This window comes from Pseudomonas sp. 10S5, from assembly GCF_035019745.1.
GTDB lineage: Bacteria > Pseudomonadota > Gammaproteobacteria > Pseudomonadales > Pseudomonadaceae > Aquipseudomonas.
On sequence record NZ_JASJVL010000001.1, the window covers coordinates 205462 to 230782 of the forward strand.

The following is a 25321-nucleotide window of genomic DNA, read 5'->3' on the forward strand; positions in this document are numbered from 1 at the left end:
TGATGACCGGCGTAGCCGAAAGCTTGTGCATTTTGATTGCTGACGACAATGCCAGTGATCGCCTGCTGCTGACCACCATCGTTCGGCGGCAGGGCCATCGCGTAATCAGTGTCAGCAACGGGCAAGAAGCGGTGGATGTTTTTGAAAGGGAACGTCCACAGTTGGTCTTGATGGACGCCTTGATGCCGGTCATGGACGGGTTCGAAGCAGCGCGCCGAATCAAGCACATGGCGGGCGAGTCTTTGGTGCCAATTATTTTCCTGACGTCGCTGAGCGAAAGCGAAGCGTTGGCGCGTTGCCTTGATGCGGGGGGCGATGATTTTGTTGCCAAGCCCTACAATCAAGTGATCCTTGCCGCCAAAATAAACGCCATGGACCGCTTGCGGCGCTTGCAAGAAACAGTGCTGCGGCAGCGCGACCAAATCACCAAGCACCACGATTATTTGCTTAATGAGCAGCGGGTCGCGAAGGCGGTCTTCGATCAGGTTGCGCACTCCGGCTGCCTGAATGCGTCGAATATTCGTTATCTCCAGTCGCCTTACGCGCTGTTCAACGGCGACTTGCTACTCGCGGCTTATACGCCGGCCGGAAACATGCACATTTTACTAGGCGACTTCACCGGTCATGGTCTGCCCGCCGCTGTCGGCGCGATGCCATTGGCAGAGGTGTTTTATGGGATGACCGCCAAAGGCTACGGCCTGGCGCAAACCTTGAGAGAGATGAACGCTAAGCTCAAGCGAATTTTGCCGGTGGACATGTTTTGCTGCGCGACGTTGATAAGCGTCAATTTCAACCTGCATCAAGTCGAAGTTTGGAACGGTGGCTTGCCCGACGGTTACCTGCATCACGTTGCGACAGGGCGGCGCACGCCTTTAGTATCGCGGCACCTGCCGCTGGGTGTGTTAGACCCTAGCCGTTTTGACGACAAGACCGAAGTCCATCCGCTGGAGATAGGCGACCGGGTTTTTCTACTGTCGGACGGTGTACTTGACACCAGCGATGTGGATGACCGGCTGTTTGGTGTAGAACGCCTTAACCGCGTATTTGCCGCCAATCGTCAGCCCGATGCGCTGATCGATGAAATTCAGCAGGCGTTGAGTGATTTCCGTGGAGACGTTCGGGATGACGTAAGCATGGTCGAAATCACCTTAGTCGAGCCCGGGTTGCTGGGCTGCCCAATCGTCACCTACTCCGACAGTGGCGAGTCAAGCCCATTGGACTGGTCCGTAAGTTTTGAATGCCGCGCGGCGACCTTGAAACGATTCGATCCGCTACCCTATTTGTTGCAGTTGCTGTTGGAGGTGCATGGGCTGCGGAGTCAAAGTGGAGCGCTTTATAGTGTGCTGGCGGAGTTATATACCAACGCGTTGGAGCATGGGGTGCTCGGACTCGACTCCGGGCTCAAGCGCGATGCCACGGGTTTTTCCGAATATTACCGAGAGCGTAATAGCCGCTTGTCCCATCTTGAAGACGGCTATGTACGCCTGCATTTGCGTGTTGTGCCACGAGGAACCGGTGGCCAGTTGAGTGTTCGCATCGAAGACAGTGGCGAAGGGTTTGACGTCAACCGTGTAATGGCGTTATCGGCAGATGACCATGAGCTTTCGGGACGCGGTCTCGATCTGGTGCGTAAGTTAAGTCAACATTGCCATTGGTCTGAGGACGGGCGCACGGCATGCGTGGAATTTTCCTGGGGGGCTCAGGCATAATTCCCCGATTCTTGATCAAGGAGCGAACAAGTGGCAGTCATTCATGTGGACTACGGTGTATTGAGTAATTTGCAAGACGTAATGGAAAGTGAATACCCGATACTGATCGATACCTTTCTCGATGATTCAGAGCAGCGGCTAGTGCAGTTGCAGCGTGCGCTCCTGGCACGGATCTCTTGCCTGGAAGCACTGGGCATGGCCGCGCACAGCTTCAAGGGCAGCTGCGGGAATATGGGTGCACTTCGGCTTGCTGAACTGTGTGGGCAGCTTGAAGAGCGCACCTTACGTGGAGAAATTGATGACGCGCCGGAGTGGGTGAGTAAGATAGCGCGCGAATTCGCCACCGTTCGCCGTTTATTCAGTGAAGAGCGCAAGCGGTACACCGAATAATCAGAGCCGGACAGAAAGCTGGCCCGTCGTTTGCTTAGTGTCTTTGTACTAGCGCCCGTACGGAGATCGCCATGCCCCTTGCCCCTAATCCTCTTCTGTTGGCTACTCCTGTAGCCAAATCCCAACCGGCGGTCGCCACCCCAGTGGTGAAACCCGTTGAGACCGGCAAGGACAGCACGCCCAGCTTCGCTCACGTTTACGCCAAACAGGCGAGTCCAAGGCCTGCGGTGATCCATGAGACTCGCCAAAAGCCGGTAAAAGACAAAACTGTAGCCGCCAACAGCAAGCCTGCGCCGGACACCAAATCTGCCGGCTCCAAGCCAGCGGTTGCCGATAGCGGCAAACAGTTGCCTGCCGGCGACGTCAGCAAAAAGAACGATGCGTCCAATAGCGCTGCTGGTCATGATTCGAAAGACAAGGCGCCTGATCCTTTGGCGCAAGCCGCTGCGCCCGTTATTCCGATTGCTGATCCAACGCTGATTGCGGCCGCCGTTGCGCCGCCCGTCCCGGACCCTGCGCTACTTGTTGCCGTCGTACCGCCGCCCATTGAAATCCCGGCGACCATGGTTGCACTGGTAGTTGCGCCGCCAGCAATCCCGGTAAGCTCTGCAAGTTCTGTCAGTTCCACTGGCTCATCAACGCCAGCAACCGCGCCTGTTTTCAACCCTGCATCGGACCCGTTAGCGGGATTGGCCGCCGTACAAGTTGCTGTGCAGCTTAATACTAAAGTTGCGACGACCACTACTAGTGCCACGGAGGGTGCAACCTCGACGTCTGCTGACAAGAAAACGTCAGCCACTCAAGCTAATGCTGACCCGTTGTTGGCAGTCGCCAATAACCTGGCAGTCCCTGCGCAGCCACTGGCCGCCGATAGCGCCAGCACTGGAAGCGGTGACAGAGCTTTTAAGGGGCTGATCGAGGAGGGTTTGAAAGACACTAAAAGTGTGGCGTCTGATACGCGAATCGATGATTTCGCCAATCGCTTGGCAGCGTTGAGTCAAGCGGTGCAGCCTAAGACGGTAGCTGTCACGGGGGCGTCGCCATTGAACCAACCGCTAGCAATGCACCAGAGTGGATGGAGTGAGGCCGTGGTGGATCGAGTTATGTACCTGTCTAGCCAGAACTTGAAATCTGCAGATATCCAATTGGACCCGGCTGAGCTGGGTCGTTTGGATATTCGCATCAACATGGCTGCGGACCAGCAGACGCAGATCACGTTTATGAGCGCGCATGTTGGCGTGCGCGAAGCGCTGGAAGGACAGATGTCCAAATTGCGAGATTCGTTTGTTCAGCAAGGTTTGGGTCAGGTCGATGTGAGTGTATTTGATCAGTCACGGGGCTGGCAGGGCCAAGGTCAAAACCAACAGCAGGCAAACCATGGACAGAGCAGTGGCGGCGTTGCCAGTATGAGCTCTGACCGCAATGATGGGCATGACGACGGCGCAATTCAAGATGTGGCTGTCACAAGTCAACCGATGACCGTCATTGGCACTAGCCAGGTCGATTATTACGCTTGATTGTCGCAGCAGCGGTTTCACCCACTGCCGCGATGCCCCCTAGACAAAGGCTCTCGTATATCTGGCATAACACTTGCTCTTCTTCCGTCACGTATTAAGAACTCCCCGAATAGTGACGGATTATTGGCATGGCGCAGAGCGAAGAAGTTAAAGACCCCGCCGTAAAAGGCAAACTCAAGCTCATTCTCCTGGTGATTTTTGGGTTGCTGTTGGCAGTCGGTATTTCGGTAGGCGCGACGTGGTTTTTTCTGCACAAGTCGCAAGCCAAGCCTGCCGATGCGGCGCTAGCGGCCGATGTCAGGCTCCCATCTATTTACGAACCCATGGCCCCTGCCTTTGTGGTCAACTTCAATCAAGGTGGCCGTCAACGCTATATGCAAGTCAGCATTACCTTGCTGGGCCGAAATCAGGCTGACTTGGATGCATTGAAAGTCCATATGCCAGTCATCCGCAACAACCTTGTCATGCTGTTTTCCGGTCAGCCATTCGAATCGCTGACTCAGCCGATCGGACAAGAGCTGTTGCGGCAAAAAGCCTTTGCCAGTGTGCAGGAAGTGGCGCAGAAAGAAGTCGGTAAAGTCGTAGTGGAACAATTGCTTTTCACCAACTTCGTATTGCAGTAGGACCACGACAATGGCCGTGCAAGACCTGCTGTCACAGGAAGAGATTGATGCGCTGTTGCATGGCGTCGACGATGGTCTGGTCCAGACCGAAAGCGCCGCTGAAGCCGGCAGTGTAAAAAGTTATGACCTGACGAGTCAGGATCGAATCGTCCGTGGGCGGATGCCAACGCTTGAAATGATCAATGAGCGTTTTGCCCGTTACACCCGAATCAGCATGTTCAACATGTTGCGGCGCTCGGCCGATGTTGCGGTGGGCGGCGTTCAGGTGATGAAGTTCGGGGAGTACGTGCACTCGCTGTACGTTCCGACCAGTTTGAATCTGGTCAAGATCAAACCTTTGCGTGGTACAGCCTTATTTATTCTGGACGCCAAGCTGGTGTTCAAGCTGGTGGATAACTTCTTCGGTGGCGACGGGCGACACGCCAAAATTGAAGGCCGCGAATTCACGCCGACGGAATTACGTGTCGTGCGGATGGTGCTTGAACAGGCGTTTATAGACCTCAAAGAAGCCTGGCAGGCCATCATGGATGTGAGCTTTGAGTACATGAATTCCGAAGTTAACCCGGCCATGGCCAACATTGTTGGCCCGAGCGAAGCGGTGGTGGTCTCCACCTTCCATATCGAACTCGACGGCGGTGGCGGCGATTTACACGTGACCATGCCTTACTCGATGATTGAGCCCGTACGCGAAATGCTCGACGCCGGCTTCCAGTCTGATTTGGATGACCAAGACGAGCGCTGGGTCAACGCTCTTAAAGAAGACGTGCTTGATGTCGCCGTGCCTTTGAGCGCCGTCGTCGCCCGTCGTCAGATACGCCTGCGCGACATCCTGCACATGCAGCCGGGTGATGTGATTCCGGTGGAGTTGCCTGAAGAACTGATCATGCGCGCCAACGGCGTGCCTGCGTTCAAGGTCAAACTGGGAACACACAAAGGACACCTGGCGTTGCAAGTGATCGAACCGATCGAACGCCGCTGATATCAATTTCAGCAGAACTACGTGCTGTTTTAACGAAACAAAGCTCGCCGAGGACAACCGATGGCCGATGAAAAAGAAATAACCTCTGCTGAAGATCAGGCATTGGCCGATGAGTGGGCCGCTGCACTGGGAGAATCCGGTGACGCCAGCCAAGACGATATCGACTCCCTGCTTGCTGCCGATGCCGGTAGTGCTTCAGCCTCAAATCGCATGCCGATGGAGGAATTCGGCAGCGTGGCTAAGAGCAATGCCGCCGTGTCTCTGGATGGTCCGAACCTGGATGTAATTCTGGATATCCCGGTTTCCATCTCCATGGAAGTGGGCAGTACCGACATCAACATTCGTAACCTGCTACAGCTTAACCAGGGTTCAGTGATCGAACTCGACCGTTTGGCTGGTGAGCCGCTGGACGTATTGGTTAACGGCACGTTGATCGCTCACGGTGAAGTGGTGGTGGTCAACGAAAAGTTCGGGATCCGCCTGACGGATGTGATCAGCCCTAGCGAACGCATCAAGAAGTTACGCTAGTGAGCAAGCTTCTCAGCGTGACGTCCGGCCTGTTGCTCAGTGTGGTAACAACAGTGGGTGCGTGGGCGGCCGAGCCGGTCATGCCGGCGGTTGCAACGCCCGCTAGCACAATGATCAGCAGCGGCATTGGGAGTCAGTTGACGCAGTTGGTACTTGGCCTGTTGTTGGTTGTCGGCTTGATCTTCGGGCTCGCCTGGCTATTGCGTCGGGTTCAGGGTGCCAGTCCGCGCAATGGTCAACTGATCGAATTGCTCGGGTCGCGGGCACTTGGCCCCCGTGATCGGTTGGTGTTGGTGCAAGTCGGCAAGGAACAGATTTTACTTGGGATATCACCGGGGAGAATCACGCCATTACATGTGCTTAAAGAGCCAGTACAGGCGCCTGACAGCACAAACGCCACGCCAGAATTCGCCCAGCGTCTGATGGAGCTGCTGGGCAAGGATTATAAGGATAAGAAGTAATGACCGCGTTGCGCATCGTATTGACGCTGCTGCTGGTAATGGCCGCGCCTTTGGTGTTCGCTGCAGATCCGTTGACGATCCCGGCGATCAGCATGTCCACCGGTGCCAACGGCGCGCAGGAATATTCAGTCAATCTGCAGATTCTGCTGATCATGACCGCGCTGAGTTTTATCCCGGCGTTCGTTATGCTGATGACCAGTTTCACCCGGATCATCATTGTCTTCTCAATTCTGCGTCAGGCCCTGGGCTTGCAGCAGACGCCGTCGAATCAAATTTTAACCGGCATGGCGCTGTTCCTGACCCTATTTATCATGGCGCCGGTTTTTGATCGGGTGAACGTCGATGCGTTGCAGCCTTATCTAGCCGAAAAACTTACGGCACAGGACGCAGTGATGAAGGCGCAAGTGCCTATCAAGAACTTCATGTTGGCACAAACCCGTCAGAGCGACCTGGACCTGTTTATGCGTTTGTCCAAACGCACCGATATCGCCAGCCCGGATCAGGCGCCCTTAACGATTTTGGTTCCGGCATTTGTGACCTCCGAACTTAAAACCGCGTTCCAGATCGGTTTTATGATATTCATCCCGTTTCTCATCATCGACCTAGTCGTCGCCAGTGTGTTGATGGCAATGGGGATGATGATGCTGTCACCGCTGATTATTTCATTGCCGTTCAAAATCATGTTGTTCGTACTGGTGGATGGTTGGGCCTTGATCATCGGCACGCTGGCCAGCAGTTTCGGGGGTGTATCGCCATGAGAAGGAGGAGCCTGCAATGACGCCAGAAGTTGCCGTCGATTTATTTCGCGACGCGTTATGGCTGACCACCATGATGGTGTCGGTATTGGTAGTCCCGAGCCTGATCGTCGGACTGCTGGTGGCTATGTTTCAGGCGGCGACCCAGATCAACGAACAAACCTTGAGCTTTCTCCCTCGCTTGCTGGTGATGTTGATCACGCTGATTGTCGCCGGACCTTGGTTGATTCGGGTGTTCATGGAGTACATCCAATCGCTGTACGGCAGCATTCCTACTGTGATTGGTTGACGGCATGCCCTCTGTACTTGCCCTGACCGACACGCAGATCGGGACTTGGGTGGCGAGCTTTATGCTTCCGCTATTCCGGGTCGCGGCTGTATTGATGACCATGCCGATTTTTGGCACGACGTTAGTGCCAGCGCGGGTGCGGTTATATTTCTCGCTGGCAATTACCGTCGTGATTGCGCCCAGCCTGCCACCCATGCCGCAAGTCCACGCGCTGGACCTCAGTGCGCTGCTGCTGATTGCGGAGCAGATCATCATCGGTGCCATGTTGGGCATGTCCCTTCAGTTGTTTTTTCAGGCTTTCGTCATCGCCGGGCAAATTGTCTCGATCCAGATGGGTATGGGTTTTGCTTCAATGGTGGACCCCACTAACGGCGTTTCGGTAGCGGTTCTCGGGCAGTTTTTCAGCATGCTGGTCACCCTGCTGTTTCTTTCCATGAATGGTCATCTGGTGGTGTTCGAAGTCTTGGTGGAAAGTTTCACCACTTTGCCGGTTGGCAGCGGCCTTGACGTCGGACACCTCTGGGAGCTGGCCGGTCGTTTTGGCTGGGTATTAGGCGCGGGGTTGTTGCTGGTGCTGCCTGCCATTACCGCCTTGCTGATTGTCAGTGTTGCGTTTGGCGTCATGACCCGTGCGGCACCGCAGCTAAACATGTTCTCCATTGGCATTCCGCTGACTCTGGTTCTGGGGATGGTGATCCTGTGGATGACCCTAGGCGACATGCTTAATCAATTTCCGCCGCTAGTCGCCAACGCGCTGGAATTGTTACGCGGTCTGGTTAGGGCGCGCTGATATGGCTGAGAACGAGAATGGCCAGGACAAGACAGAAGACCCTACGGATAAGCGGGTCAGAGAATCCCGCGAAAAAGGCGAGACGGCCCGCTCAAAGGAGTTAAACACCTTAATCGTTACGATGGCTGGCGCAGGGAGCTTGCTGGTGTTCGGTGGCCAGATCGCACAAATGATGCTCAATCTGATGCGTACCAACTTCACTCTGTCGCGCGAAGTGATCATGGACGATCACTTCATGGGCTTATATTTTCTCAACGCTGGTAAAGCTGCGCTGGTCGCCATTCAGCCGTTGATGCTGGTGATGGTGTTAGCGGCAGTATTAGGCCCTATCACGCTGGGCGGCTGGATATTCTCGGGCAGTTCGATGGCGCCCAAGTTTAGCCGAATGAACCCGTTATCGGGCCTCAAACGGATGGTGTCGACTCATGCGTTGGTCGAGCTCCTGAAGTCCATTGCGAAATTTTCCATCACCCTGATGGTGGCGTTATTCGTGTTGGAGAAGGACAAGAACGACCTGATTTCTATCGCCCACGAACCTCTGGAGTCGGCCATTATCCACAGCATCGTATTGTTGGGCTGGAGTGCTCTATGGATGGCGTGCGGGTTGATTATTATTGCGGCGGTGGACGTTCCGTTTCAGATATACGAAGCCCACAAAAAACTGATGATGACCAAGCAGGAGATACGCGACGAACACAAGGACAGCGAAGGTCGACCTGAGGTCAAACAGCGAATTCGTCAGTTACAACGAGAAATGTCTCAGCGACGCATGCTGTCGTCAGTTCCCAAGGCGGATGTCATCATCACGAACCCGACCCACTACGCCGTGGCGCTGCAATATGATCCCGAGAAGGGCGGGGCGCCAATGTTACTGGCTAAAGGAAATGATTTTCTAGCGCTTAAAATCCGCGAAATTGCGGGTGAGCACAATATTCTGGTGCTTGAGTCAGCCGCCCTGGCACGCTCGATCTACTACTCTACCGAACTGGATCAGGAAATACCCGCCGGGCTGTACTTGGCGGTGGCGCAAGTGTTGGCCTACGTTTATCAAATCCGCCAATACCGCGCCGGTAAAGGCAAACGCCCCGATCCCCTCGGCGACCTGCCGATTCCGTCCGACCTTCAGCGCGACTCTTAGCACTGAGTACTCTCTCTCTCTGTGCCAGTCAGACATGCCTGCGAACTTCACCGCCAGGTAGATCTGGGTTTAAGCACTGGTCAATTGTAAGGGCTGGCGAGGGCTGGAATATGTCTCGCGGCCTCCGATAGCAGCTTGTTTTTCCCTGATTCCCAATAGTTGGAAAGCTTCTTGCAGTGCCCTTGCCATGGCGCGTTTGGCGTCAAAAGTTTGATTTAGCGGGCAGGAAAAGAATTGGTGGATCGCTCTCAATTAATCAACGCAGCGCGTAGCAACCTGGTTAGCATCGGTCGCGGCAACCTGGGTGTGCCGCTGCTGCTGTTGGTCATGTTGGCAATGATGATGTTGCCTGTCCCACCGTTCCTGCTCGACGTATTCTTCACGTTCAACATTGCGCTGTCGATCGTGGTTTTGTTGGTCTGCGTATACGCTCTGCGACCACTGGATTTCTCGGTATTTCCCACCATCCTGTTGGTGGCCACGCTATTGCGATTGGCGCTCAACGTCGCATCTACCCGCGTGGTCATGCTTCATGGTCAAGAGGGTCACGCTGCTGCCGGTAAGGTGATTCAAGCGTTTGGCGAGGTGGTAATCGGCGGTAACTATGTGGTTGGTATCGTGGTTTTCGCGATCCTGATGATCATCAACTTTGTCGTTGTGACAAAAGGTGCCGGGCGGATTTCCGAGGTGAGCGCGCGCTTCACCCTCGATGCTATGCCCGGTAAGCAGATGGCTATTGATGCCGACCTCAACGCCGGCTTGATTGATCAACCTCAAGCCAAGCATCGTCGTCTGGAAGTCGCCCAAGAAGCTGAGTTTTACGGTTCGATGGACGGCGCCAGCAAATTCGTACGCGGCGACGCCATTGCCGGTTTGATGATTCTGTTCATCAATTTAATTGGCGGTGTTGCAGTCGGTGTCTTCCAGCACAACATGTCTTTTGCTGATGCGGGTAAGGTTTACGCCCTGTTGACCATTGGTGACGGTTTGGTGGCGCAATTGCCGTCACTGCTTCTGTCAACGGCCGCCGCGATCATGGTGACCCGTGCTTCCGGATCGGAAGAGATGGGTAAGCTAATCAATCGGCAGATGTTCACCTCACCTAAAGCGTTGGCGGTGGCTGCCGGCTTGATCGTGGTAATGGGCTTGGTGCCGGGCATGCCGCACCTGTCGTTTATCAGTTTGGGCCTGATCGCCGGCGGTGCTGCCTACTTGGTGTGGAAGAAGCAGAACATGGTCAAGGTCAATGCCTTGATGGAGGTCCAGCGGCAACAGGAGCTGTTGCCTTCGCCGACGCGCGCGCAGGACTCCAAGGAGTTGGGTTGGGACGACGTTACGCCCATCGACATGATCGGTCTGGAAGTGGGGTATCGCCTGATTCCGTTAGTGGACCGTAATCAAGGTGGTCAGCTGCTGGCGCGAATCAAAGGTGTACGTAAGAAGCTCTCGCAAGAGTTGGGCTTCTTGATGCCCACTGTGCATATTCGCGACAACCTCGACCTGGCCCCCAGCGCCTACCGCTTGACATTGATGGGCGTGACCCTGGCCGAAGCTGAGATCTACCCGGACCGTGAACTGGCAATCAATCCTGGGCAAGTGTTCGGTACGCTCAACGGTATCACCGCCAAAGACCCTGCGTTTGGTCTGGAAGCAGTGTGGATCGAGGTCAGTCAGCGCAGCCAAGCGCAATCGTTGGGCTATACCGTGGTAGACGCTAGTACCGTGGTCGCGACCCACCTTAACCAGATTTTGTATAAACACTCCCATGAACTGATCGGCCATGAGGAAGTGCAGCAGTTGATGCAATTGCTGGCTAAAGGTTCGCCGAAATTGGCTGAAGAGCTGGTCCCGGGAATTTTGTCGCTTTCTGCGTTGCTCAAAGTGCTGCAAGCATTGTTGGCGGAACAGGTTCCTGTCAGGGATATCCGTAGCATCGCTGAAGCGATCGCCAATGCGGCCCCTCGGAGTCAAGATACCGCCGCGCTAGTGGCCGCCGTACGCATCGCGTTGTGCCGCGCAATCGTGCAAAGCATTGTAGGTACTGAGCCGCAGCTGCCTGTGATCACCCTTGAGCCAAGGTTGGAACAGATATTGCTCAATAGTCTTCAGAAGGCTGGTCAGGGGCAGGAAGAGGGTGTTCTTCTTGAGCCAAGCATGGCTGAAAAGCTCCAGCGGTCGTTGATAGACGCTGCACAACGCCAAGAGATGCAAGGGCAACCGGTGATTTTGTTGGTCGCAGGACCGGTTCGCGCAATGCTGTCACGGTTTGGACGGCTGGCTGTACCGAACATGCATGTGCTGGCGTATCAGGAAATTCCCGACAACAAACAAGTCACGATCGTCGCGACTGTCGGGCCAAACGGCTGAGGTAGTGAGTCATGCAAGTTAAGCGTTTTTTCGCCGCCGATATGCGTCAAGCCATGAAGCTGGTTCGTGATGAGCTGGGCGCTGACGCCGCCATCATTGGTAACCGCCGCATTGCGGGTGGCGTGGAGCTGACTGCTGCCTTGGATTACAAGCTTTCCGCACTGGCGCCACGTGTACCGAACATTGAGCTTGAAGACGAATTGCGTAAGACCCAGTCGCGCATTGTCTCTGCTCAGGCTGAGCTGGGTAACCGTGGTGACAATGATTCGTTGATCAACCGCCATTTGTTTACCGGCGCATCCTCGGATTCTGGCGAGACGCACATAGAACCGACCTTCGAAGAGCCTCGACGCGCTACTGCGGCACCGATGGCAAGCGCTGCCAGCGAGCCGATGATCGGGCTACAAGCTTATGAGTCGATGCGTTCAGAGCTGAACGGCCTGCGTGAATTGCTCGAAGTGCAGCTTGGTTCGCTGGCTTGGAATCAGCTTCAAGGCAGTCGGCCGCAGCAGGCCAACCTGTGGCGTCGCCTGCAACGCATTGGTTTGTCGGGTCCGCTGTCGCGGGACTTGCTGGCGATGACCACTGACATTGAAGAGCCGCGTCAAGCTTGGCGCATGTTGTTGGCTCACCTGGCGCGGATGATTGTGACCCCGGATGTAGAGCCGCTGGAAGAAGGTGGTGTGATCGCCATGGTAGGCCCGGCTGGTATGGGCAAGACCACGACCCTGGCGAAACTGGCCGCACGCTATGTTTTGAAATACGGTCCTCAGAACATTGCATTGGTGAGCATGGATAGCTACCGGATTGGTGCTCAGGAACAGCTTAAAACCCTGGGTCGGATCCTCAATGTGTCGGTGACTCATATTGACCCTGGCCAGTCGTTGGGCCAAGCGTTGGAACCACTATTGCGCAAGCGAGTGGTGTTGATTGATACCGCCGGCCTGCAAGCCAGCGATCCAGCCCTGCGTATGCAGCTGGAAAGTCTTGCGGGTCGGGGTATCAAAGCACGTAATTATCTGGTGTTAGCAACTACCAGTCAGAAGCAAGTTCTAACTGCTGCATACCATAGCTACAAACGCTGTGGGCTGGCGGGCTGCATCCTCACCAAGCTGGACGAAACTGCCAGTCTGGGAGAGGTGTTGAGTTTGGCGATAAGTCATGAGTTACCAGTGGCTTATCTCACGGATGGACCGCGTATACCGGACGACTTGCATTTGCCGCGTAGGCACCAGCTGGTCAGTCGTGCGGTCAGCGTGCAAATGCAGGAAGAACCAAGCGAAGAAGCTATGGCGGATATGTTCGCGGATCTTTATCACAGCCCGAACAAGCGGGTTGGGTAAGGCAAGACATTGGAATGTACCTGCATCAAGGGGCGCCGACGTTGTTCCTACAACGCAAGCGCAATCGTTGATGTGGCCTCGGTCTAAGCAAGTCAAGGTAAAGAACTAAAATGGGTAGCATGCATCCCGTACAGGTCATCGCAGTAACCGGCGGCAAGGGTGGCGTTGGCAAGACAAACGTTTCAGTGAATCTATCACTGGCGCTGGCAGAGCTTGGCCGCCGCGTCATGTTGCTGGACGCCGATTTAGGTCTGGCAAACGTCGATGTCTTGCTGGGTCTTACCCCCAAACGGACGCTGGCCGACGTGATTGAGGGGCGTTGCGAGCTGCGTGATGTGTTGCTCCAAGGTCCTGGCGGGATTCGTATCGTGCCAGCGGCTTCAGGCACTCAAAGCATGGTTCACCTGACGCCTGCGCAACACGCCGGGCTGATTCAGGCGTTCAGCGATATTGGCGACAACCTCGACGTACTAGTGATTGATACAGCAGCCGGTATTGGCGAGTCAGTGGTAAGTTTCGTGCGCGCAGCTCAAGAAGTGCTGCTAGTGGTGTGCGATGAGCCAACGTCTATTACTGACGCCTACGCATTGATCAAGCTGCTGAACCGCGACTACGGCATGAATCGGTTCCGAGTGTTGGCCAACATGGCACAAAGCCCTCAGGAAGGCCGCAATTTGTTCGCCAAGTTGACCAAGGTCACAGATCGCTTTCTCGACGTTGCCTTACAATACGTCGGCGCGGTGCCCTACGACGAGTGCGTACGCAAGGCCGTGCAAAAGCAACGGGCAGTTTACGAGGCTTTTCCACGTTCCAAATGCTCCTTGGCTTTCAAGGCCATCGCGCAGAAAGTCGATTCCTGGCCGTTGCCAGCCAATCCGCGTGGACATCTTGAGTTTTTCGTTGAACGGCTCGTACATCAGACGAGTGCAGGACCGGTCCTATGACAGCCAGCGGCTATCGCATGTACAGCAAGGCGTCCAAGGACTCCCAGTACGAGCTGATCGAGCGGTATGCGCCGCTGGTGAAACGTATCGCCTATCACTTGCTGGCCCGTTTGCCAGCCAGTGTACAAGTTGAAGACCTGATCCAGGCCGGCATGATTGGTTTGCTTGAAGTTTCGACCAAATATGACGCCACCAAAGGCGCAAGTTTCGAGACTTATGCCGGGATTCGTATCCGTGGCGCCATGCTCGATGAAGTGCGAAAGGGCGATTGGGCCCCGCGTTCAGTGCACCGCAATACGCGCATGGTCAGTGACGCGATTAGATCAATTGAAGCTAAAACAGGTCGTGACGCTAAAGATCACGAAGTTGCGGCCGAACTCCAATTGAGTCTTGATGATTATTACGGGATTTTGAACGATACCTTGGGCAGTCGATTGTTCAGTTTCGACGACCTTTTACAGGACGGCGAACACGAAGGGCTGCACGAGGATGGCGCAAGCGCTCAGCTTGAGCCATCACGCGATCTGGAGGATGAACGCTTCCAGGCCGCGTTAGCGGATGCCATAGCCAATTTGCCGGAGCGTGAGCGTCTGGTGTTGGCGCTGTACTACGACGAAGAGCTTAACCTCAAAGAAATTGGTGAGGTATTGGGGGTTAGCGAATCGCGGGTCAGTCAGTTACACAGCCAGTGCGCAGCTCGTTTGCGAGGGCGTTTGGGAGAATGGCGAGCGCGTTGATGGGCAAAGCGTGACCCCTATTGGTCGCGGATTGTCCGTAAGCCGGCTGTGCAAAGCGTTGCGTGCGAAGCATAAGACTAGGCGGAAGCCGGTCAGAAAGTCCCTTGGGCCTTTCTGTGCCGATTCCGGCGTGTTGATTTACCAAGCCCGTCGTCGTTTTCGTGCAGCCCAGGTGTGCTGTGCCGGTTTTGATTGAACAGCGTATTCAGGTGCTGAATGCGTTAAAGACTGCTTGGAGGTCGACTTGGACAAAAACATGAAAATCCTCATCGTTGATGACTTCTCAACGATGCGGCGGATCATTAAAAACTTGTTGCGTGACCTTGGGTTCACCAACACGGCAGAAGCGGACGACGGGACTACTGCGTTGCCGATGCTGCAAAGCGGTAACTTCGACTTTCTGGTGACTGACTGGAATATGCCTGGCATGTCCGGTATCGATTTGTTGCGCCACGTACGCGCAGATGATCGTCTCAAACACTTGCCAGTATTGATGGTGACGGCCGAGGCCAAACGTGACCAAATTATCGAAGCCGCTCAGGCTGGTGTTAATGGTTATGTGGTCAAGCCCTTCACGGCCCAAGTGCTGAAAGAAAAGATCGAAAAGATCTTCGAGCGCGTCAATAGCTGATGTCCGCCGCGGGGGCTCTATGGAGCACACAGATTCAACCGAGGCCGACTTCGAGTCGACCCTGAAGAAACATGCACACGAGTTGGTCGAAAGCCTTGAAAAAGGGCGCTTTGGCGACGCGGTACAAATTATTCACGAGCTAAACCAGACACGTGACCGGGGCCTGTATCAGGAAGTCGGCAAACTGACCCGTGAGCTGCACAATGCGATCGTCAATTTTCAAATTGACCCGAACATGCCGCAAGCCAAAGAAGTTTCTCAGATTACTGATGCTACTGATCGTCTGTCTTATGTGGTCCGGCTGACTGAAAATGCGGCTAACCGCACAATGGATCTGGTAGAAGAAAGCACGCCACTGATGAGCGGGCTGAGTACTGAAGCCAGTGCCTTGAGTGAGGATTGGGCGCGTTTTATGCGTCGCGAAGTCGGTGCCGAAGAGTTTCGCGAACTGGCTCGACGTGTCGAGGGTTTCTTGGCGCGTACCGAGAAAGACAGCCGCGAAGTCTCCGCCCACCTCAACGATATTTTGCTGGCTCAAGACTTCCAGGACCTCACCGGTCAGGTGATCAAGCGCGTTACGCAACTGGTTACGGAAGTGGAAAGCAACTTGCTCAAACTGGTGCTGATGGCCAGCCAAGTCGATCGCTTTGCAGGGATCGAACATGACCATCAATCGATCCGTACAGAACAAGATCAAGAAAAAAATCTGTCTCAGGGTGAAGGTCCGCAGATTCATGCCGATAAGCGTGAAGACGTTGTATCCGGTCAGGATGATGTTGACGATCTGCTATCCAGCCTGGGCTTCTAGGTCGATTGATTGAATTTTTAGGGAGCACCCAATGAGCTTCGGCGCCGATGAAGAGATCCTTCAGGATTTTCTGGTAGAGGCCGGCGAAATTCTCGAGCAATTGTCCGAGCAACTGGTCGAGCTGGAAAGCCGTCCTGATGATGCGGAGTTGCTCAATGCGATTTTTCGCGGTTTTCACACTGTAAAAGGGGGCGCCGGCTTCCTCCAACTCCATGAGTTGGTGGAGTGCTGCCACATCGCCGAGAACGTCTTCGATATCCTGCGTAAGGGCGAGCGTCGCGTCGACTCGGAATTGATGGACGTAGTTTTGGAGGCGTTGGATGCAGTCAACGCGATGTTCACCGAAGTGCGTGAACGTACCGATGTGACCCCGGCCACTCCAGAATTGCTCGCCGCATTGGCACGTCTGGCTGAGCCGGTCGCCAAAGCAAGTATTGCCGCCGTGCCAGTCAGTGTTGAGCCGACACCGGCCGACACCCCTGTGGACATCACCGATACCGAATTCGAACAATTGCTCGATTCGCTCAATGCGGTCAAAGCGCAAGCGGAAGCCTCGGCATCAGTTCCAACAGTGGCGGTTCCGGTCGCAGCGTATGCCGGTGGTTCTGCTGCCAGCGACGAGATCAGCGACGCTGAATTTGATTCGCTGCTCGATCAGTTGCATGGCAAAGGCAAGTTTGCCGCCGATGCAAAACCTATCACGCCTGTGGCTATGGTCGCCGCCCCCGTTAGCAATGACATAAGCGACGACGAGTTCGAAGCGTTGCTCGATCAGTTGCATGGCAAGGGGGCGTTCGCTGCAGATGCACTGGCAGTCACGGCACCGGCAGCCGTCGCTGCGCCAAACAAAGCGCCCGGTGGCGATCAGATTTCCGATCACGAATTCGAGTCACTGCTGGACGAGCTGCATGGCAAGGGCAAGTTCGAGCCTGAAGCGGTCGCGAAGATCGCCGCATCGACGCCCGCCGCTGCCCCCGTGCCCGTCGCTGCTCCTGTCGCGCATGTGCCCGAGCCTGTCAGGGCAGTCGCTGCCCCGGCCAAAGCCGCGCCGGAAAAACCTGCAGCCTCTGAAGCTGAAACCACCGTGCGAGTCGATACCGCACGCCTCGACGAAATCATGAACATGGTGGGCGAGCTGGTATTGGTGCGTAACCGCTTGGTTCGTTTGGGCCTCAATAGTGGCGATGAAGCCATGTCCAAGGCAGTGTCGAACCTGGACGTGGTTACCGCAGATTTGCAGACCGCGGTGATGAAAACGCGGATGCAGCCGATCAAAAAAGTTTTCGGACGCTTCCCGCGGTTGGTCCGAGATCTTGCGCGTCAGTTGAAGAAAGAAATCAACCTGGAACTGGTGGGCGAAGAAACCGATCTGGACAAGAACCTGGTTGAGGCGCTTGCAGACCCGTTGGTCCACTTGGTGCGCAACGCGGTCGATCATGGTATCGAGTCCCCGGAGGAGCGAGAGGCGTCGGGCAAGGCGCGTTGCGGTCGCGTGATTCTTTCGGCGGAACAAGAAGGCGACCATATCCTGCTGTCGATTTCCGATGACGGCAAAGGTATGGACCCTGGTGTTTTGCGTGCCATCGCCGTGAAGCGTGGCGTGATGGACAAAGATGCCGCTGACCGCTTGAGCGACACCGACTGCTACAACTTGATTTTCGCGCCGGGTTTTTCGACCAAAACCGAGATTTCCGACGTGTCAGGGCGTGGTGTGGGCATGGACGTGGTGAAAACCAAAATCGCCCAGCTCAATGGTTCGATCAATATCTACTCGACCAAGGGCCAAGGTTCGAAAATCGTCATCAAGGTGCCGTTGACCTTGGCGATTATGCCGACCCTGATGGTGATGTTGGGCAACCAGGCATTCGCTTTTCCATTGGTCAACGTCAACGAGATTTTCCATCTCGACTTGTCGCGAACCAATGTCGTCGATGGCCAGGAAGTGGTCATCGTTCGTGAAAAAGCCTTGCCGTTGTTCTACCTCAAACGCTGGCTCGTCGCTTCGGCTGCCCATGAAGAACAACGGGAAGGTCATGTCGTGATTCTCTCCGTGGGTACTCAGCGCATCGGCTTCGTTGTCGATCAGCTGGTGGGCCAGGAGGAAGTGGTGATCAAGCCGCTGGGCAAAATGCTACAGGGAACGCCGGGCATGTCGGGCGCCACCATTACCGGTGATGGGCGGATTGCCTTGATTCTCGATGTACCGAGCATGCTCAAGCGCTACGCCGCTCGGCGTATTTGATTCTGGGTTTGCGGGTGGTGATAAACGCCCGCAATACCCTACGGAGTGTTTATGGTAGTTAAAGTGCTTGTGGTGGACGATTCTGGTTTTTTCCGCCGCCGCGTCTCGGAAATTCTTTCTGCTGATCCCAATATTCAGGTTGTCGGTACTGCAACTAACGGCAAGGAAGCAATCGAACAAGCGCTGGTTCTCAAGCCTGACGTGATAACCATGGACTACGAGATGCCAATGATGGACGGCATCACGGCCGTGCGACACATCATGCAGCGCATTCCGACACCAGTCCTGATGTTTTCCTCGCTGACCCATGAGGGCGCTCGCGTCACCCTGGACGCGCTGGATGCGGGTGCGGTTGACTTTCTGCCAAAGAACTTCGAAGACATCTCGCGCAATCCAGAGAAGGTCAAACAACTGCTGTGCGAAAAGATCCACACTCTGTCGCGCAGTCGGTTTAATGGCTATAGCTCACCGACCCCGCCAACCGCTGGGTCGGCTGTTTCATCGTCGTCCGGCTCAACCTCAACGGCCAGCGGTTTCAGTAACGCATCCGCTGCCCCTCGTAGCGTGCAGGCTAGGGCGGTAACTCCTCATACGCCTGCGGCTCATTATTCACCTGCCCCCAAGCGCAAAGCCTACAAGTTGGTGGCCATTGGTACGTCAACCGGTGGTCCCGTGGCGTTGCAGCGTGTGCTGACGCAATTGCCGGCGAACTTCCCGGCACCGATCGTATTGATTCAACACATGCCCGCAGCATTCACCAAGGCGTTTGCCGAGCGTTTAGACAAGCTGTGCCAGATCAGCGTGAAAGAAGCTGAAGACGGGGATATTTTGCGCCCTGGGCTGGCTTTATTAGCGCCTGGTGGCAAGCAGATGATGATTGATGGCCGTGGCGCGGTAAAGATTCTGCCCGGCGATGAGCGTCTGAACTACAAGCCGTGTGTCGATATCACCTTCGGTTCTGCAGCCAAATCCTACGGAGACAAAGTGCTGGCGGTGGTCCTCACGGGTATGGGCGCTGACGGTCGTGAAGGCGCTCGGCTGCTCAAGCAAGGTGGTAGCCATATCTGGGCGCAGGACGAGGCGAGTTGTGTGATTTATGGCATGCCAATGGCCATCGTCAAAGCTAACCTCGCCGATGCGGTGTACGGTTTGGATGAAATTGGCAAGCACCTCGTTGAGGCGTGCATCTGATGGATGTACTGAGTCTTATTGGTCTCATCCTTGCTTTTGTCGCGATCATCGGCGGTAACTTCCTCGAAGGCGGCCACCTGAGTGCATTGCTCAACGGTCCAGCAGCCCTGATTGTGTTAGGCGGCACCATGGCAGCGGCACTGTTGCAGGCGCCAATGAGTGCGTTCATGCGCGCAATCCAAATTGTCGGCTGGATTCTGTTTCCGCCACGGATTGATTTATCTGGCGGTATTGATCGCGTCGTCAACTGGAGCCTGACCGCACGCAAGGAAGGCTTGCTGGGGCTGGAATCCATCGCCGACTCAGAGCCGGATCAGTACGCGCGCAAAGGCCTGCAGTTGCTGGTTGACGGTGCTGAGCCCGAAGCGATCCGGAGCATTCTGGAGGTGGATTTCATCACTCAGGAAACCCGTGATATCCAGGCCGCCAAGGTATTTGAAAGTATGGGCGGCTACGCGCCGACCATCGGCATTATTGGCGCGGTTATGGGCCTGATCCATGTGATGGGTAACTTGGCTGATCCAAGCCAATTGGGTAACGGTATTGCAGTGGCCTTCGTCGCCACGATTTACGGCGTGGCCTCGGCCAACTTGATCCTTCTACCGGTTGCCAACAAGCTTAAAGCGATTGCTATTCGCCAGTCACGGTACCGTGAAATGTTGCTTGAAGGCATTTTGTCTATTGCCGAAGGTGAAAACCCGCGTTCGATCGAATTGAAGCTGCAAGGCTTCATGGAGTGATGGATTAGCCATGGCCCGTCGGCGTCGAGTTGAAGAGCACGATAATCATGAACGTTGGCTGGTGTCCTACGCGGACTTCATCACCTTGCTGTTTGCGTTTTTTGTGGTCATGTATTCGATATCTTCACTTAACGAAGGCAAATACAAGGTGCTGTCACAGGCGCTAATCGGCGCATTTAATGAGCCTGATCGCAGCCTCAAGCCAATTCCTGTTGGCGACCAAAAACCACTGACGATCACGCCCTCCTTGCCACTGATCAAAGACAGCGAGGAGGTCGACGCCGGCCTTGCTCAGAGTTCTATTACACCCTTGCAAACCATTGCCAACGACGTGCGCGACGGTTTTGGTGACCTGATCAAATCAAATCAGATGACCGTCAGGGGCAACGAGTTGTGGATCGAGATCGAGCTCAATTCCAGTATGTTGTTCGGCAGCGGTGATGCGATGCCCAGTGACGCAGCGTTCAATATCATCGAAAAAGTTGCGAAGATCATCAGCCCGTTTGACAACCCGATACATGTCGAAGGCTTCACCGATGACCAGCCGATCCGAACCGCTCAGTACCCAACGAACTGGGAGTTGTCGTCCGCCCGAGCAGCTAGCATCGTTCGCATGCTGGCGATTGACGGGATCAATCCGGCTCGTATGGCTTCGGTCGGCTACGGAGAGTTTCAGCCGGTGGCGTCCAACACCACCGCTGAAGGACGTGCCCACAATCGTCGGGTGGTTTTGGTTATTTCCCGCAATCTGGAAGTTCGTCGCAGCCTCACCGGCTCTGGCAGCGCCAATGCCAAGCCCGACGCGGCACTGAGGCGTGCTGGCACACAAACTGCAAAGCCCCGAATAACACCGCCGGTACGCGCGAACGCCGTCAATTCTCCGCCGCCCGCCTTATAGTCAATTCTCGGTAGGGTCAATGGAATGCCGGGAGGAAAAAGCACCATGAGAGTTTGGGCAGTAGCCAATCAAAAGGGTGGCGTCGGTAAGACCACTTCTTCAATCGCTTTAGCGGGTTTACTGGCTGAGGCGGGTAAGCGCGTGGTTGTTGTAGATCTTGATCCCCATGGCTCCATGACCAGCTACTTCGGACACAATCCGGACACGCTCGAGCACAGTGCTTACGATCTGTTTTTACACAAGGGGTTGGTGCCGGACGGCTTGCCCGGTCAACTGCTGCTACCTACCAGCGATAACAATATCTCATTGATGCCGTCGAGCACTGCCCTAGCGGTGCTTGAACGCCAATCACCGGGCCAAAGTGGTTTGGGCCTGGTGATCGCCAAAAGCTTGGCGCAACTCTGGCAAGATTTTGATTACGCGATCATCGATAGTCCGCCGCTGCTGGGTGTGTTGATGGTCAATGCTCTTGCGGCCAGTCAGCAATTAGTGATTCCAGTGCAAACCGAGTTCCTCGCCGTTAAAGGCTTGGAGCGGATGGTTAACACCTTGGCAATGATTAACCGATCACGCAAAGTCGCGCTGCCTTACACCATCGTCCCGACATTGTTTGATCGCCGCACTCAGGCGTCCATGGGCACGCTAAAAGTGCTGCGCGACAGCTACCCGGAACATATCTGGAAAGCCTATGTGCCGATTGATACCCGACTGCGTGATGCCAGCAGGGTGGGCTTGACCCCTTCGCAGTTCGACAATAAGAGTCGGGCCGTGCTGGCGTATCGAGCGCTGCTCAGAGATTTGCTGTCCCAACAACTTGTCGCGCAGGTCGCTTGAGGTGCGTATGGCTCAGTTGCCGACACATTCAAGTCGGATGCCGGCACGGCCGATAAACCATAAAGGTAATATTTTCGGATCTGAGTCATGAACCGCCCTGTCGATATCGCAACACGGCCACAACTGGCGCTGCAGTCTTATTTGGATGCGTTGCTTCAAGACGCCACTGAAGAGCTGACGGTCAGTTCCGGCCTGGATGAGTTCCAGGCTGCGGTGCTCGAAGAGCAAGCTCGTGATGCGGTGGTTAGCGCGGCGTTGGCGGCGGTTGTCGTTGCCGTGCCTGTGCCGAGCGTGGTTCATGAGGTGGCGTTGCCCGCACCTGTGGCGCTTGTGCCCAAGGTGATCGAAGCGAAGCCAGTTGTTGAGCGTTCGGTGACCATGTTCAACTCCGCAGTGGACGTCTCTCTCCCTTCGGGTCACGGCACACCACCTGCGCTGGCCAAAGACGACCGCCCCGCGTGGGCTGCCGAGCCCTTCGAATGCTTGTTGTTCGATGTTGCCGGCTTGACACTGGCCGTGCCGTTAGTGTGCTTGGGCTCGATCTATTCCTTGGCCGGGGCTGAGCTAACACCATTGTTTGGCCAGCCGGACTGGTTTCTGGGGATCTTGCCCAGCCAAAGCGGCAACTTGAAGGTACTCGACACCGCGCGCTGGGTAATGCCGGACCGCTATCGCGATGATTTCCGCCAGGGCTTGCAATACGTTATTTCTGTTCAGGGTTATGAGTGGGGGTTGGCTGTGCATCACGTTAGCCGCTCGATACGCCTGGACCCTAACGAAATAAAATGGCGCAGCCAGCGTGGCCAACGCCCTTGGTTGGCGGGCACAGTGATTGAACACATGTGCGCATTGTTGGATGTTTCCGAATTGGCCGAGCTGATAGCCAGTGGCGCGGTCAAGCAAATGGGCGTTATAAAATAATCATAGGGCGGCGCTCAGTGCCGTCTGTACAGCAAACACTTGAGGGGTTAGGGGTATGAATAAGTCGTCAGCACAAGGTTCCGAAGATCCTATCCTGCAGTGGGTTACGTTCCGCTTGGATAACGAGTCGTATGGCATCAACGTGATGCAGGTTCAGGAAGTGCTGCGTTATACCGAAATCGCACCGGTTCCGGGAGCACCAAGCTATGTGCTGGGTATCATCAACCTGCGCGGTAACGTGGTGACCGTGATCGATACCCGCCAGCGTTTCGGTCTGGCCCCGGTTGAAGTCAGCGACAACACCCGCGTCGTGATCATCGAAGCAGACAAACAAGTGGTCGGGATTCTGGTCGACAGTGTGGCGGAAGTGGTCTATCTGCGTCAGTCTGAAGTCGAAACCGCACCAAACGTAGGAAATGACGAGTCCGCCAAGTTTATCCAGGGCGTATGCAACAAGAACGGTGAGCTGCTGATCCTTGTTGAGCTGGACAAAATGATGTCGGAAGAAGAGTGGTCGGACCTGGAGAACATCTGATTGATTCTTGAGGCAGCTGTTATTTTCCTGGGCATCCTTTGGGTGCTCTCGTTGGTGTTGTTCTTGTCCGACGCCAAGCGCCAGCGGTTATTGCTGACGCAGCAGGCCGAGGGCGACGCGGTGCGAGATCAACGCATCCGAGACTTAGGCAGACGTCTGGATAATTACCAGAGCGGCACCGTTCGTATGGGTGAAGACTTGCATGAATTGCGCTCAATCGTAGCGCCGTTACCGGACAAGTTGAGCCAACTTGAGCAGCGTGATCCGTCCACGTTGTCCTTCGCCCAAGCTGCCCGTTTGGTCGGCATGGGTGCCAGCGTCGACGAACTGACCCAATCCTGCGGATTGACTCAGGCGGAAGCTCAGTTGATGAGCAAAATGCACGAGGCGCCGCGGCGCGGGTAGGGCACACCTTTACGGCCTAGAAAGCTTTGAATTCTTCTGCAAAAAATACCTTTCAAGTGCTTGCCATCGCCATACGCGATGGCAAGCTCGTCAATGCCTGATATACGCGCTAAATCCCCGCTTTTAGTATCCCTCTCACATGAATGCTCATTCAGTACCGCTGAAGCTGAGTGATTCCGCAAAAACAATAAGTCGATCACGACGAGAGAATGCGATGAAAACCATGACCGCGAGACCGATTGCAGCACCCTCTGCTACGACGGGCGTTAACAGCCTTACACAAGGTGAACGTTACCTGACGCTGGGAGGCTCTTGGGCCGCTTGGTTGTTCGACGCGCTGGACGCCACGGTGTTTGGCTTTGTCCTACTGGCCGTGGCGAAAAGTTTTTCGGTCGGTATGGGTGATGTCGTTTCCACCGTTGCCTGGTTCCTGCTGGCGACCGGGATTGGTGGCTTTTTCCTGGGTAACCTTGCTGACAAGATAGGCCGAAAAAAAACCATGTTGTTGTCGGTGTTTGTATACGGTACTGGAACCCTGCTCTGTGGTTACGCCGACAGCTTATGGCAACTTAACGTCTGCCGCTTTTGTGTCGGTATCGCCGTAGGCGGCCTGTGGTCCGCCGCTGCGGCACTGGTATCGGAAATCTGGCCGCCGGCCGGACGGGCCAAGGCCTTCGCGGTGATGCAAACCGGTTGGTCGGGCGGTGGTCTGCTGGCAGCAATATTCGCCTGGACCTTTCTGAAGACCAACGATCCGGAGTCATGGCGCTCGCTGTTCATTTACGCCTCGATCCCAGCCTATTTCACGCTGGTATTCATCATGCTCTTCGTCAAAGAGTCGCCTGTCTGGCTGGCCAATCGCGAATTCATGAGTAAGAACGCCAGCAAAGGCCGGTTGATGGAAATTTTCACCCCGCAATACCTGAAAATGACCCTGCTGGGCTTAAGCATTTCGGTGCTGGGTATGTATGGCTATTGGATCATCATGACCTTTATGCCGGCCTATCTGCAGAACATCCTCAACGTGCGTATTGATCAAGCGCCGGTGTTTGTGATCTGGATCGGCATCGGCGCGACTATTGGTTACCTGGCGTATGGCTATTTGGCCGAAGCAATTGGCCGACGTCTTTCATTTGCGATCTTTTTCGCGGGCATGGCGATCATGGTGCCGGTGTTTGCCTACTCGGCGACGCTGATGCCATTGACCGACGGCAAACTGCTGTTCACCACCCAGAACGTAATCACCCTCGGCTCCCTGGCCGCATTACTGGGCTTCTTCACTGGCTACTTCAGCGGCTTCGGCTCGTGGTACTCGGAACTGTTCCCGACCAGCATTCGCTCCACCGCGTCAGGTTTTTGCTTCAACTTCGGTCGTGTCGGCGCCATTGCCGGGATCAAGTTGGTGCCTATTTTGATCCCGCTTGTGGGCTTCACCGCGACCATTTCTCTGGCCTCTGTTTCTTATGCGATCGCCGCCGTCATGGTGTTCACGCTTCAGGAAACCAAGGGCGCTCAACTGACCAGCGGAAACTGACTTCTAGAAAAG

General features: G+C 55.3%; 26 protein-coding genes. All 26 read left to right on the plus strand.

The genetic code is table 11. From position 1 onward, the window contains the following. Positions 1–2: 2 nt before the first annotated feature. The 26 genes from QN378_RS00935 (at position 3) to QN378_RS01060 (ending at position 25309) form a co-directional block, all read left to right on the plus strand. On the plus strand, positions 3–1709 hold the full coding sequence (locus tag QN378_RS00935; RefSeq protein WP_322204044.1) for a fused response regulator/phosphatase: 1707 nt from the start codon (positions 3–5) through the stop codon (positions 1707–1709). 81 nt (positions 1710–1790) lie between these two features. Next, a complete protein-coding gene (locus QN378_RS00940; protein WP_322206881.1) occupies positions 1791–2099 on the plus strand; it encodes an Hpt domain-containing protein in 309 nt (102 codons plus the stop codon). A gap of 71 nt (positions 2100–2170) precedes the next feature. Next, positions 2171–3616, plus strand: a complete 1446-nt coding sequence (locus QN378_RS00945) for a flagellar hook-length control protein FliK (protein WP_323549530.1) — start codon at positions 2171–2173, stop codon at positions 3614–3616. A 128-nt stretch (positions 3617–3744) separates the two neighbouring features. Continuing rightward, the gene (gene fliL, locus QN378_RS00950; protein WP_322204040.1) at positions 3745–4239 is read left to right on the plus strand and encodes a flagellar basal body-associated protein FliL; all 495 of its coding nucleotides are present in this window, start codon (positions 3745–3747) and stop codon (positions 4237–4239) included. A gap of 10 nt (positions 4240–4249) precedes the next feature. Continuing rightward, a complete protein-coding gene (gene fliM / locus QN378_RS00955) occupies positions 4250–5218 on the plus strand; it encodes a flagellar motor switch protein FliM (protein ID WP_322204038.1) in 969 nt (322 codons plus the stop codon). A 60-nt stretch (positions 5219–5278) separates the two neighbouring features. Beyond that, entirely contained in the window at positions 5279–5746 is a 468-nt protein-coding gene (gene fliN / locus QN378_RS00960) for a flagellar motor switch protein FliN (protein WP_322204036.1), read from the plus strand. An 80-nt stretch (positions 5747–5826) separates the two neighbouring features. Beyond that, the gene (fliO, locus tag QN378_RS00965; protein WP_322206880.1) at positions 5827–6207 is read left to right on the plus strand and encodes a flagellar biosynthetic protein FliO; all 381 of its coding nucleotides are present in this window, start codon (positions 5827–5829) and stop codon (positions 6205–6207) included. After that, positions 6207–6965 (plus strand): flagellar type III secretion system pore protein FliP, encoded by a 759-nt coding sequence (gene fliP, locus QN378_RS00970; RefSeq protein ID WP_322204034.1) that lies wholly within the window; start codon positions 6207–6209, stop codon positions 6963–6965. Before fliO ends, fliP begins: the two co-directional genes overlap by 1 nt. 16 nt (positions 6966–6981) lie before the next feature. Further along, on the plus strand, positions 6982–7251 hold the full coding sequence (gene fliQ, locus QN378_RS00975; protein ID WP_322204032.1) for a flagellar biosynthesis protein FliQ: 270 nt from the start codon (positions 6982–6984) through the stop codon (positions 7249–7251). A gap of 4 nt (positions 7252–7255) precedes the next feature. After that, positions 7256–8041 carry a flagellar biosynthetic protein FliR gene (fliR, locus tag QN378_RS00980; protein ID WP_322204030.1) on the plus strand — a complete coding sequence of 262 codons (786 nt, stop codon included), beginning with the start codon at positions 7256–7258 and terminating at the stop codon, positions 8039–8041. Between the two features lies 1 nt (position 8042). After that, the gene (gene flhB, locus QN378_RS00985; RefSeq protein WP_322204028.1) at positions 8043–9179 is read left to right on the plus strand and encodes a flagellar biosynthesis protein FlhB; all 1137 of its coding nucleotides are present in this window, start codon (positions 8043–8045) and stop codon (positions 9177–9179) included. Between the two features lie 237 nt (positions 9180–9416). Further along, complete coding sequence (gene flhA, locus QN378_RS00990; protein WP_322204026.1) at positions 9417–11546, plus strand: flagellar biosynthesis protein FlhA; 2130 nt, start codon at positions 9417–9419, stop codon at positions 11544–11546. An 11-nt stretch (positions 11547–11557) separates the two neighbouring features. Continuing rightward, positions 11558–12889 (plus strand): flagellar biosynthesis protein FlhF, encoded by a 1332-nt coding sequence (gene flhF / locus QN378_RS00995; protein ID WP_322204024.1) that lies wholly within the window; start codon positions 11558–11560, stop codon positions 12887–12889. A 110-nt stretch (positions 12890–12999) separates the two neighbouring features. Further along, positions 13000–13833, plus strand: a complete 834-nt coding sequence (gene fleN / locus QN378_RS01000; RefSeq protein WP_322204022.1) for a flagellar synthesis regulator FleN — start codon at positions 13000–13002, stop codon at positions 13831–13833. Further along, entirely contained in the window at positions 13830–14570 is a 741-nt protein-coding gene (fliA, locus tag QN378_RS01005; protein ID WP_322168512.1) for an RNA polymerase sigma factor FliA, read from the plus strand. The genes fleN and fliA overlap by 4 nt, the downstream gene beginning before the upstream one ends. 256 nt (positions 14571–14826) lie before the next feature. Then, the gene (locus QN378_RS01010) at positions 14827–15201 is read left to right on the plus strand and encodes a chemotaxis response regulator CheY (protein ID WP_322184084.1); all 375 of its coding nucleotides are present in this window, start codon (positions 14827–14829) and stop codon (positions 15199–15201) included. Positions 15202–15220: 19 nt separating this feature from the next. Further along, positions 15221–16009: a protein phosphatase CheZ gene (locus QN378_RS01015; RefSeq protein ID WP_322204020.1), complete on the plus strand. Its 789-nt coding sequence runs from the start codon at positions 15221–15223 to the stop codon at positions 16007–16009. Between the two features lie 31 nt (positions 16010–16040). Further along, positions 16041–18251 carry a chemotaxis protein CheA gene (locus QN378_RS01020; RefSeq protein ID WP_322204018.1) on the plus strand — a complete coding sequence of 737 codons (2211 nt, stop codon included), beginning with the start codon at positions 16041–16043 and terminating at the stop codon, positions 18249–18251. Positions 18252–18302: 51 nt separating this feature from the next. Beyond that, entirely contained in the window at positions 18303–19442 is a 1140-nt protein-coding gene (locus QN378_RS01025) for a chemotaxis response regulator protein-glutamate methylesterase (RefSeq protein ID WP_322204016.1), read from the plus strand. After that, positions 19442–20182 carry a flagellar motor protein gene (locus tag QN378_RS01030; RefSeq protein ID WP_322204014.1) on the plus strand — a complete coding sequence of 247 codons (741 nt, stop codon included), beginning with the start codon at positions 19442–19444 and terminating at the stop codon, positions 20180–20182. The genes QN378_RS01025 and QN378_RS01030 overlap by 1 nt, the downstream gene beginning before the upstream one ends. Before the next feature lie 10 nt (positions 20183–20192). Then, positions 20193–21080 carry a flagellar motor protein MotD gene (gene motD / locus QN378_RS01035; protein ID WP_322204012.1) on the plus strand — a complete coding sequence of 296 codons (888 nt, stop codon included), beginning with the start codon at positions 20193–20195 and terminating at the stop codon, positions 21078–21080. A 45-nt stretch (positions 21081–21125) separates the two neighbouring features. Further along, entirely contained in the window at positions 21126–21914 is a 789-nt protein-coding gene (locus QN378_RS01040) for a ParA family protein (protein ID WP_322204010.1), read from the plus strand. Between the two features lie 87 nt (positions 21915–22001). Further along, positions 22002–22835 carry a CheW domain-containing protein gene (locus tag QN378_RS01045; RefSeq protein ID WP_322204008.1) on the plus strand — a complete coding sequence of 278 codons (834 nt, stop codon included), beginning with the start codon at positions 22002–22004 and terminating at the stop codon, positions 22833–22835. A 55-nt stretch (positions 22836–22890) separates the two neighbouring features. Next, positions 22891–23370, plus strand: a complete 480-nt coding sequence (locus tag QN378_RS01050) for a chemotaxis protein CheW (protein ID WP_322168526.1) — start codon at positions 22891–22893, stop codon at positions 23368–23370. Next, positions 23371–23775: a DUF2802 domain-containing protein gene (locus QN378_RS01055; protein WP_322204006.1), complete on the plus strand. Its 405-nt coding sequence runs from the start codon at positions 23371–23373 to the stop codon at positions 23773–23775. It begins immediately after the preceding gene. A 214-nt stretch (positions 23776–23989) separates the two neighbouring features. Beyond that, on the plus strand, positions 23990–25309 hold the full coding sequence (locus tag QN378_RS01060) for an MFS transporter (RefSeq protein ID WP_322204004.1): 1320 nt from the start codon (positions 23990–23992) through the stop codon (positions 25307–25309). Positions 25310–25321: the final 12 nt, after the last annotated feature.

What these genes read in the sequence shown, in the direction of transcription:
- QN378_RS00935 (WP_322204044.1), top strand. Translation starts at nt 3, where the DNA reads ATGACCGGCGTAGCCGAAAGCTTGTGCATTTTGATTGCTGACGACAAT.
- QN378_RS00940 (WP_322206881.1), top strand. Translation starts at nt 1,791, where the DNA reads ATGGAAAGTGAATACCCGATACTGATCGATACCTTTCTCGATGATTCA.
- QN378_RS00945 (WP_323549530.1), top strand. Translation starts at nt 2,171, where the DNA reads ATGCCCCTTGCCCCTAATCCTCTTCTGTTGGCTACTCCTGTAGCCAAA.
- fliL (WP_322204040.1), top strand. Translation starts at nt 3,745, where the DNA reads ATGGCGCAGAGCGAAGAAGTTAAAGACCCCGCCGTAAAAGGCAAACTC.
- fliM (WP_322204038.1), top strand. Translation starts at nt 4,250, where the DNA reads ATGGCCGTGCAAGACCTGCTGTCACAGGAAGAGATTGATGCGCTGTTG.
- fliN (WP_322204036.1), top strand. Translation starts at nt 5,279, where the DNA reads ATGGCCGATGAAAAAGAAATAACCTCTGCTGAAGATCAGGCATTGGCC.
- fliO (WP_322206880.1), top strand. Translation starts at nt 5,827, where the DNA reads ATGCCGGCGGTTGCAACGCCCGCTAGCACAATGATCAGCAGCGGCATT.
- fliP (WP_322204034.1), top strand. Translation starts at nt 6,207, where the DNA reads ATGACCGCGTTGCGCATCGTATTGACGCTGCTGCTGGTAATGGCCGCG.
- fliQ (WP_322204032.1), top strand. Translation starts at nt 6,982, where the DNA reads ATGACGCCAGAAGTTGCCGTCGATTTATTTCGCGACGCGTTATGGCTG.
- fliR (WP_322204030.1), top strand. Translation starts at nt 7,256, where the DNA reads ATGCCCTCTGTACTTGCCCTGACCGACACGCAGATCGGGACTTGGGTG.
- flhB (WP_322204028.1), top strand. Translation starts at nt 8,043, where the DNA reads ATGGCTGAGAACGAGAATGGCCAGGACAAGACAGAAGACCCTACGGAT.
- flhF (WP_322204024.1), top strand. Translation starts at nt 11,558, where the DNA reads ATGCAAGTTAAGCGTTTTTTCGCCGCCGATATGCGTCAAGCCATGAAG.
- fleN (WP_322204022.1), top strand. Translation starts at nt 13,000, where the DNA reads ATGGGTAGCATGCATCCCGTACAGGTCATCGCAGTAACCGGCGGCAAG.
- fliA (WP_322168512.1), top strand. Translation starts at nt 13,830, where the DNA reads ATGACAGCCAGCGGCTATCGCATGTACAGCAAGGCGTCCAAGGACTCC.
- QN378_RS01010 (WP_322184084.1), top strand. Translation starts at nt 14,827, where the DNA reads ATGAAAATCCTCATCGTTGATGACTTCTCAACGATGCGGCGGATCATT.
- QN378_RS01015 (WP_322204020.1), top strand. Translation starts at nt 15,221, where the DNA reads ATGGAGCACACAGATTCAACCGAGGCCGACTTCGAGTCGACCCTGAAG.
- QN378_RS01020 (WP_322204018.1), top strand. Translation starts at nt 16,041, where the DNA reads ATGAGCTTCGGCGCCGATGAAGAGATCCTTCAGGATTTTCTGGTAGAG.
- QN378_RS01025 (WP_322204016.1), top strand. Translation starts at nt 18,303, where the DNA reads ATGGTAGTTAAAGTGCTTGTGGTGGACGATTCTGGTTTTTTCCGCCGC.
- QN378_RS01030 (WP_322204014.1), top strand. Translation starts at nt 19,442, where the DNA reads ATGGATGTACTGAGTCTTATTGGTCTCATCCTTGCTTTTGTCGCGATC.
- motD (WP_322204012.1), top strand. Translation starts at nt 20,193, where the DNA reads ATGGCCCGTCGGCGTCGAGTTGAAGAGCACGATAATCATGAACGTTGG.
- QN378_RS01040 (WP_322204010.1), top strand. Translation starts at nt 21,126, where the DNA reads ATGAGAGTTTGGGCAGTAGCCAATCAAAAGGGTGGCGTCGGTAAGACC.
- QN378_RS01045 (WP_322204008.1), top strand. Translation starts at nt 22,002, where the DNA reads ATGAACCGCCCTGTCGATATCGCAACACGGCCACAACTGGCGCTGCAG.
- QN378_RS01050 (WP_322168526.1), top strand. Translation starts at nt 22,891, where the DNA reads ATGAATAAGTCGTCAGCACAAGGTTCCGAAGATCCTATCCTGCAGTGG.
- QN378_RS01060 (WP_322204004.1), top strand. Translation starts at nt 23,990, where the DNA reads ATGAAAACCATGACCGCGAGACCGATTGCAGCACCCTCTGCTACGACG.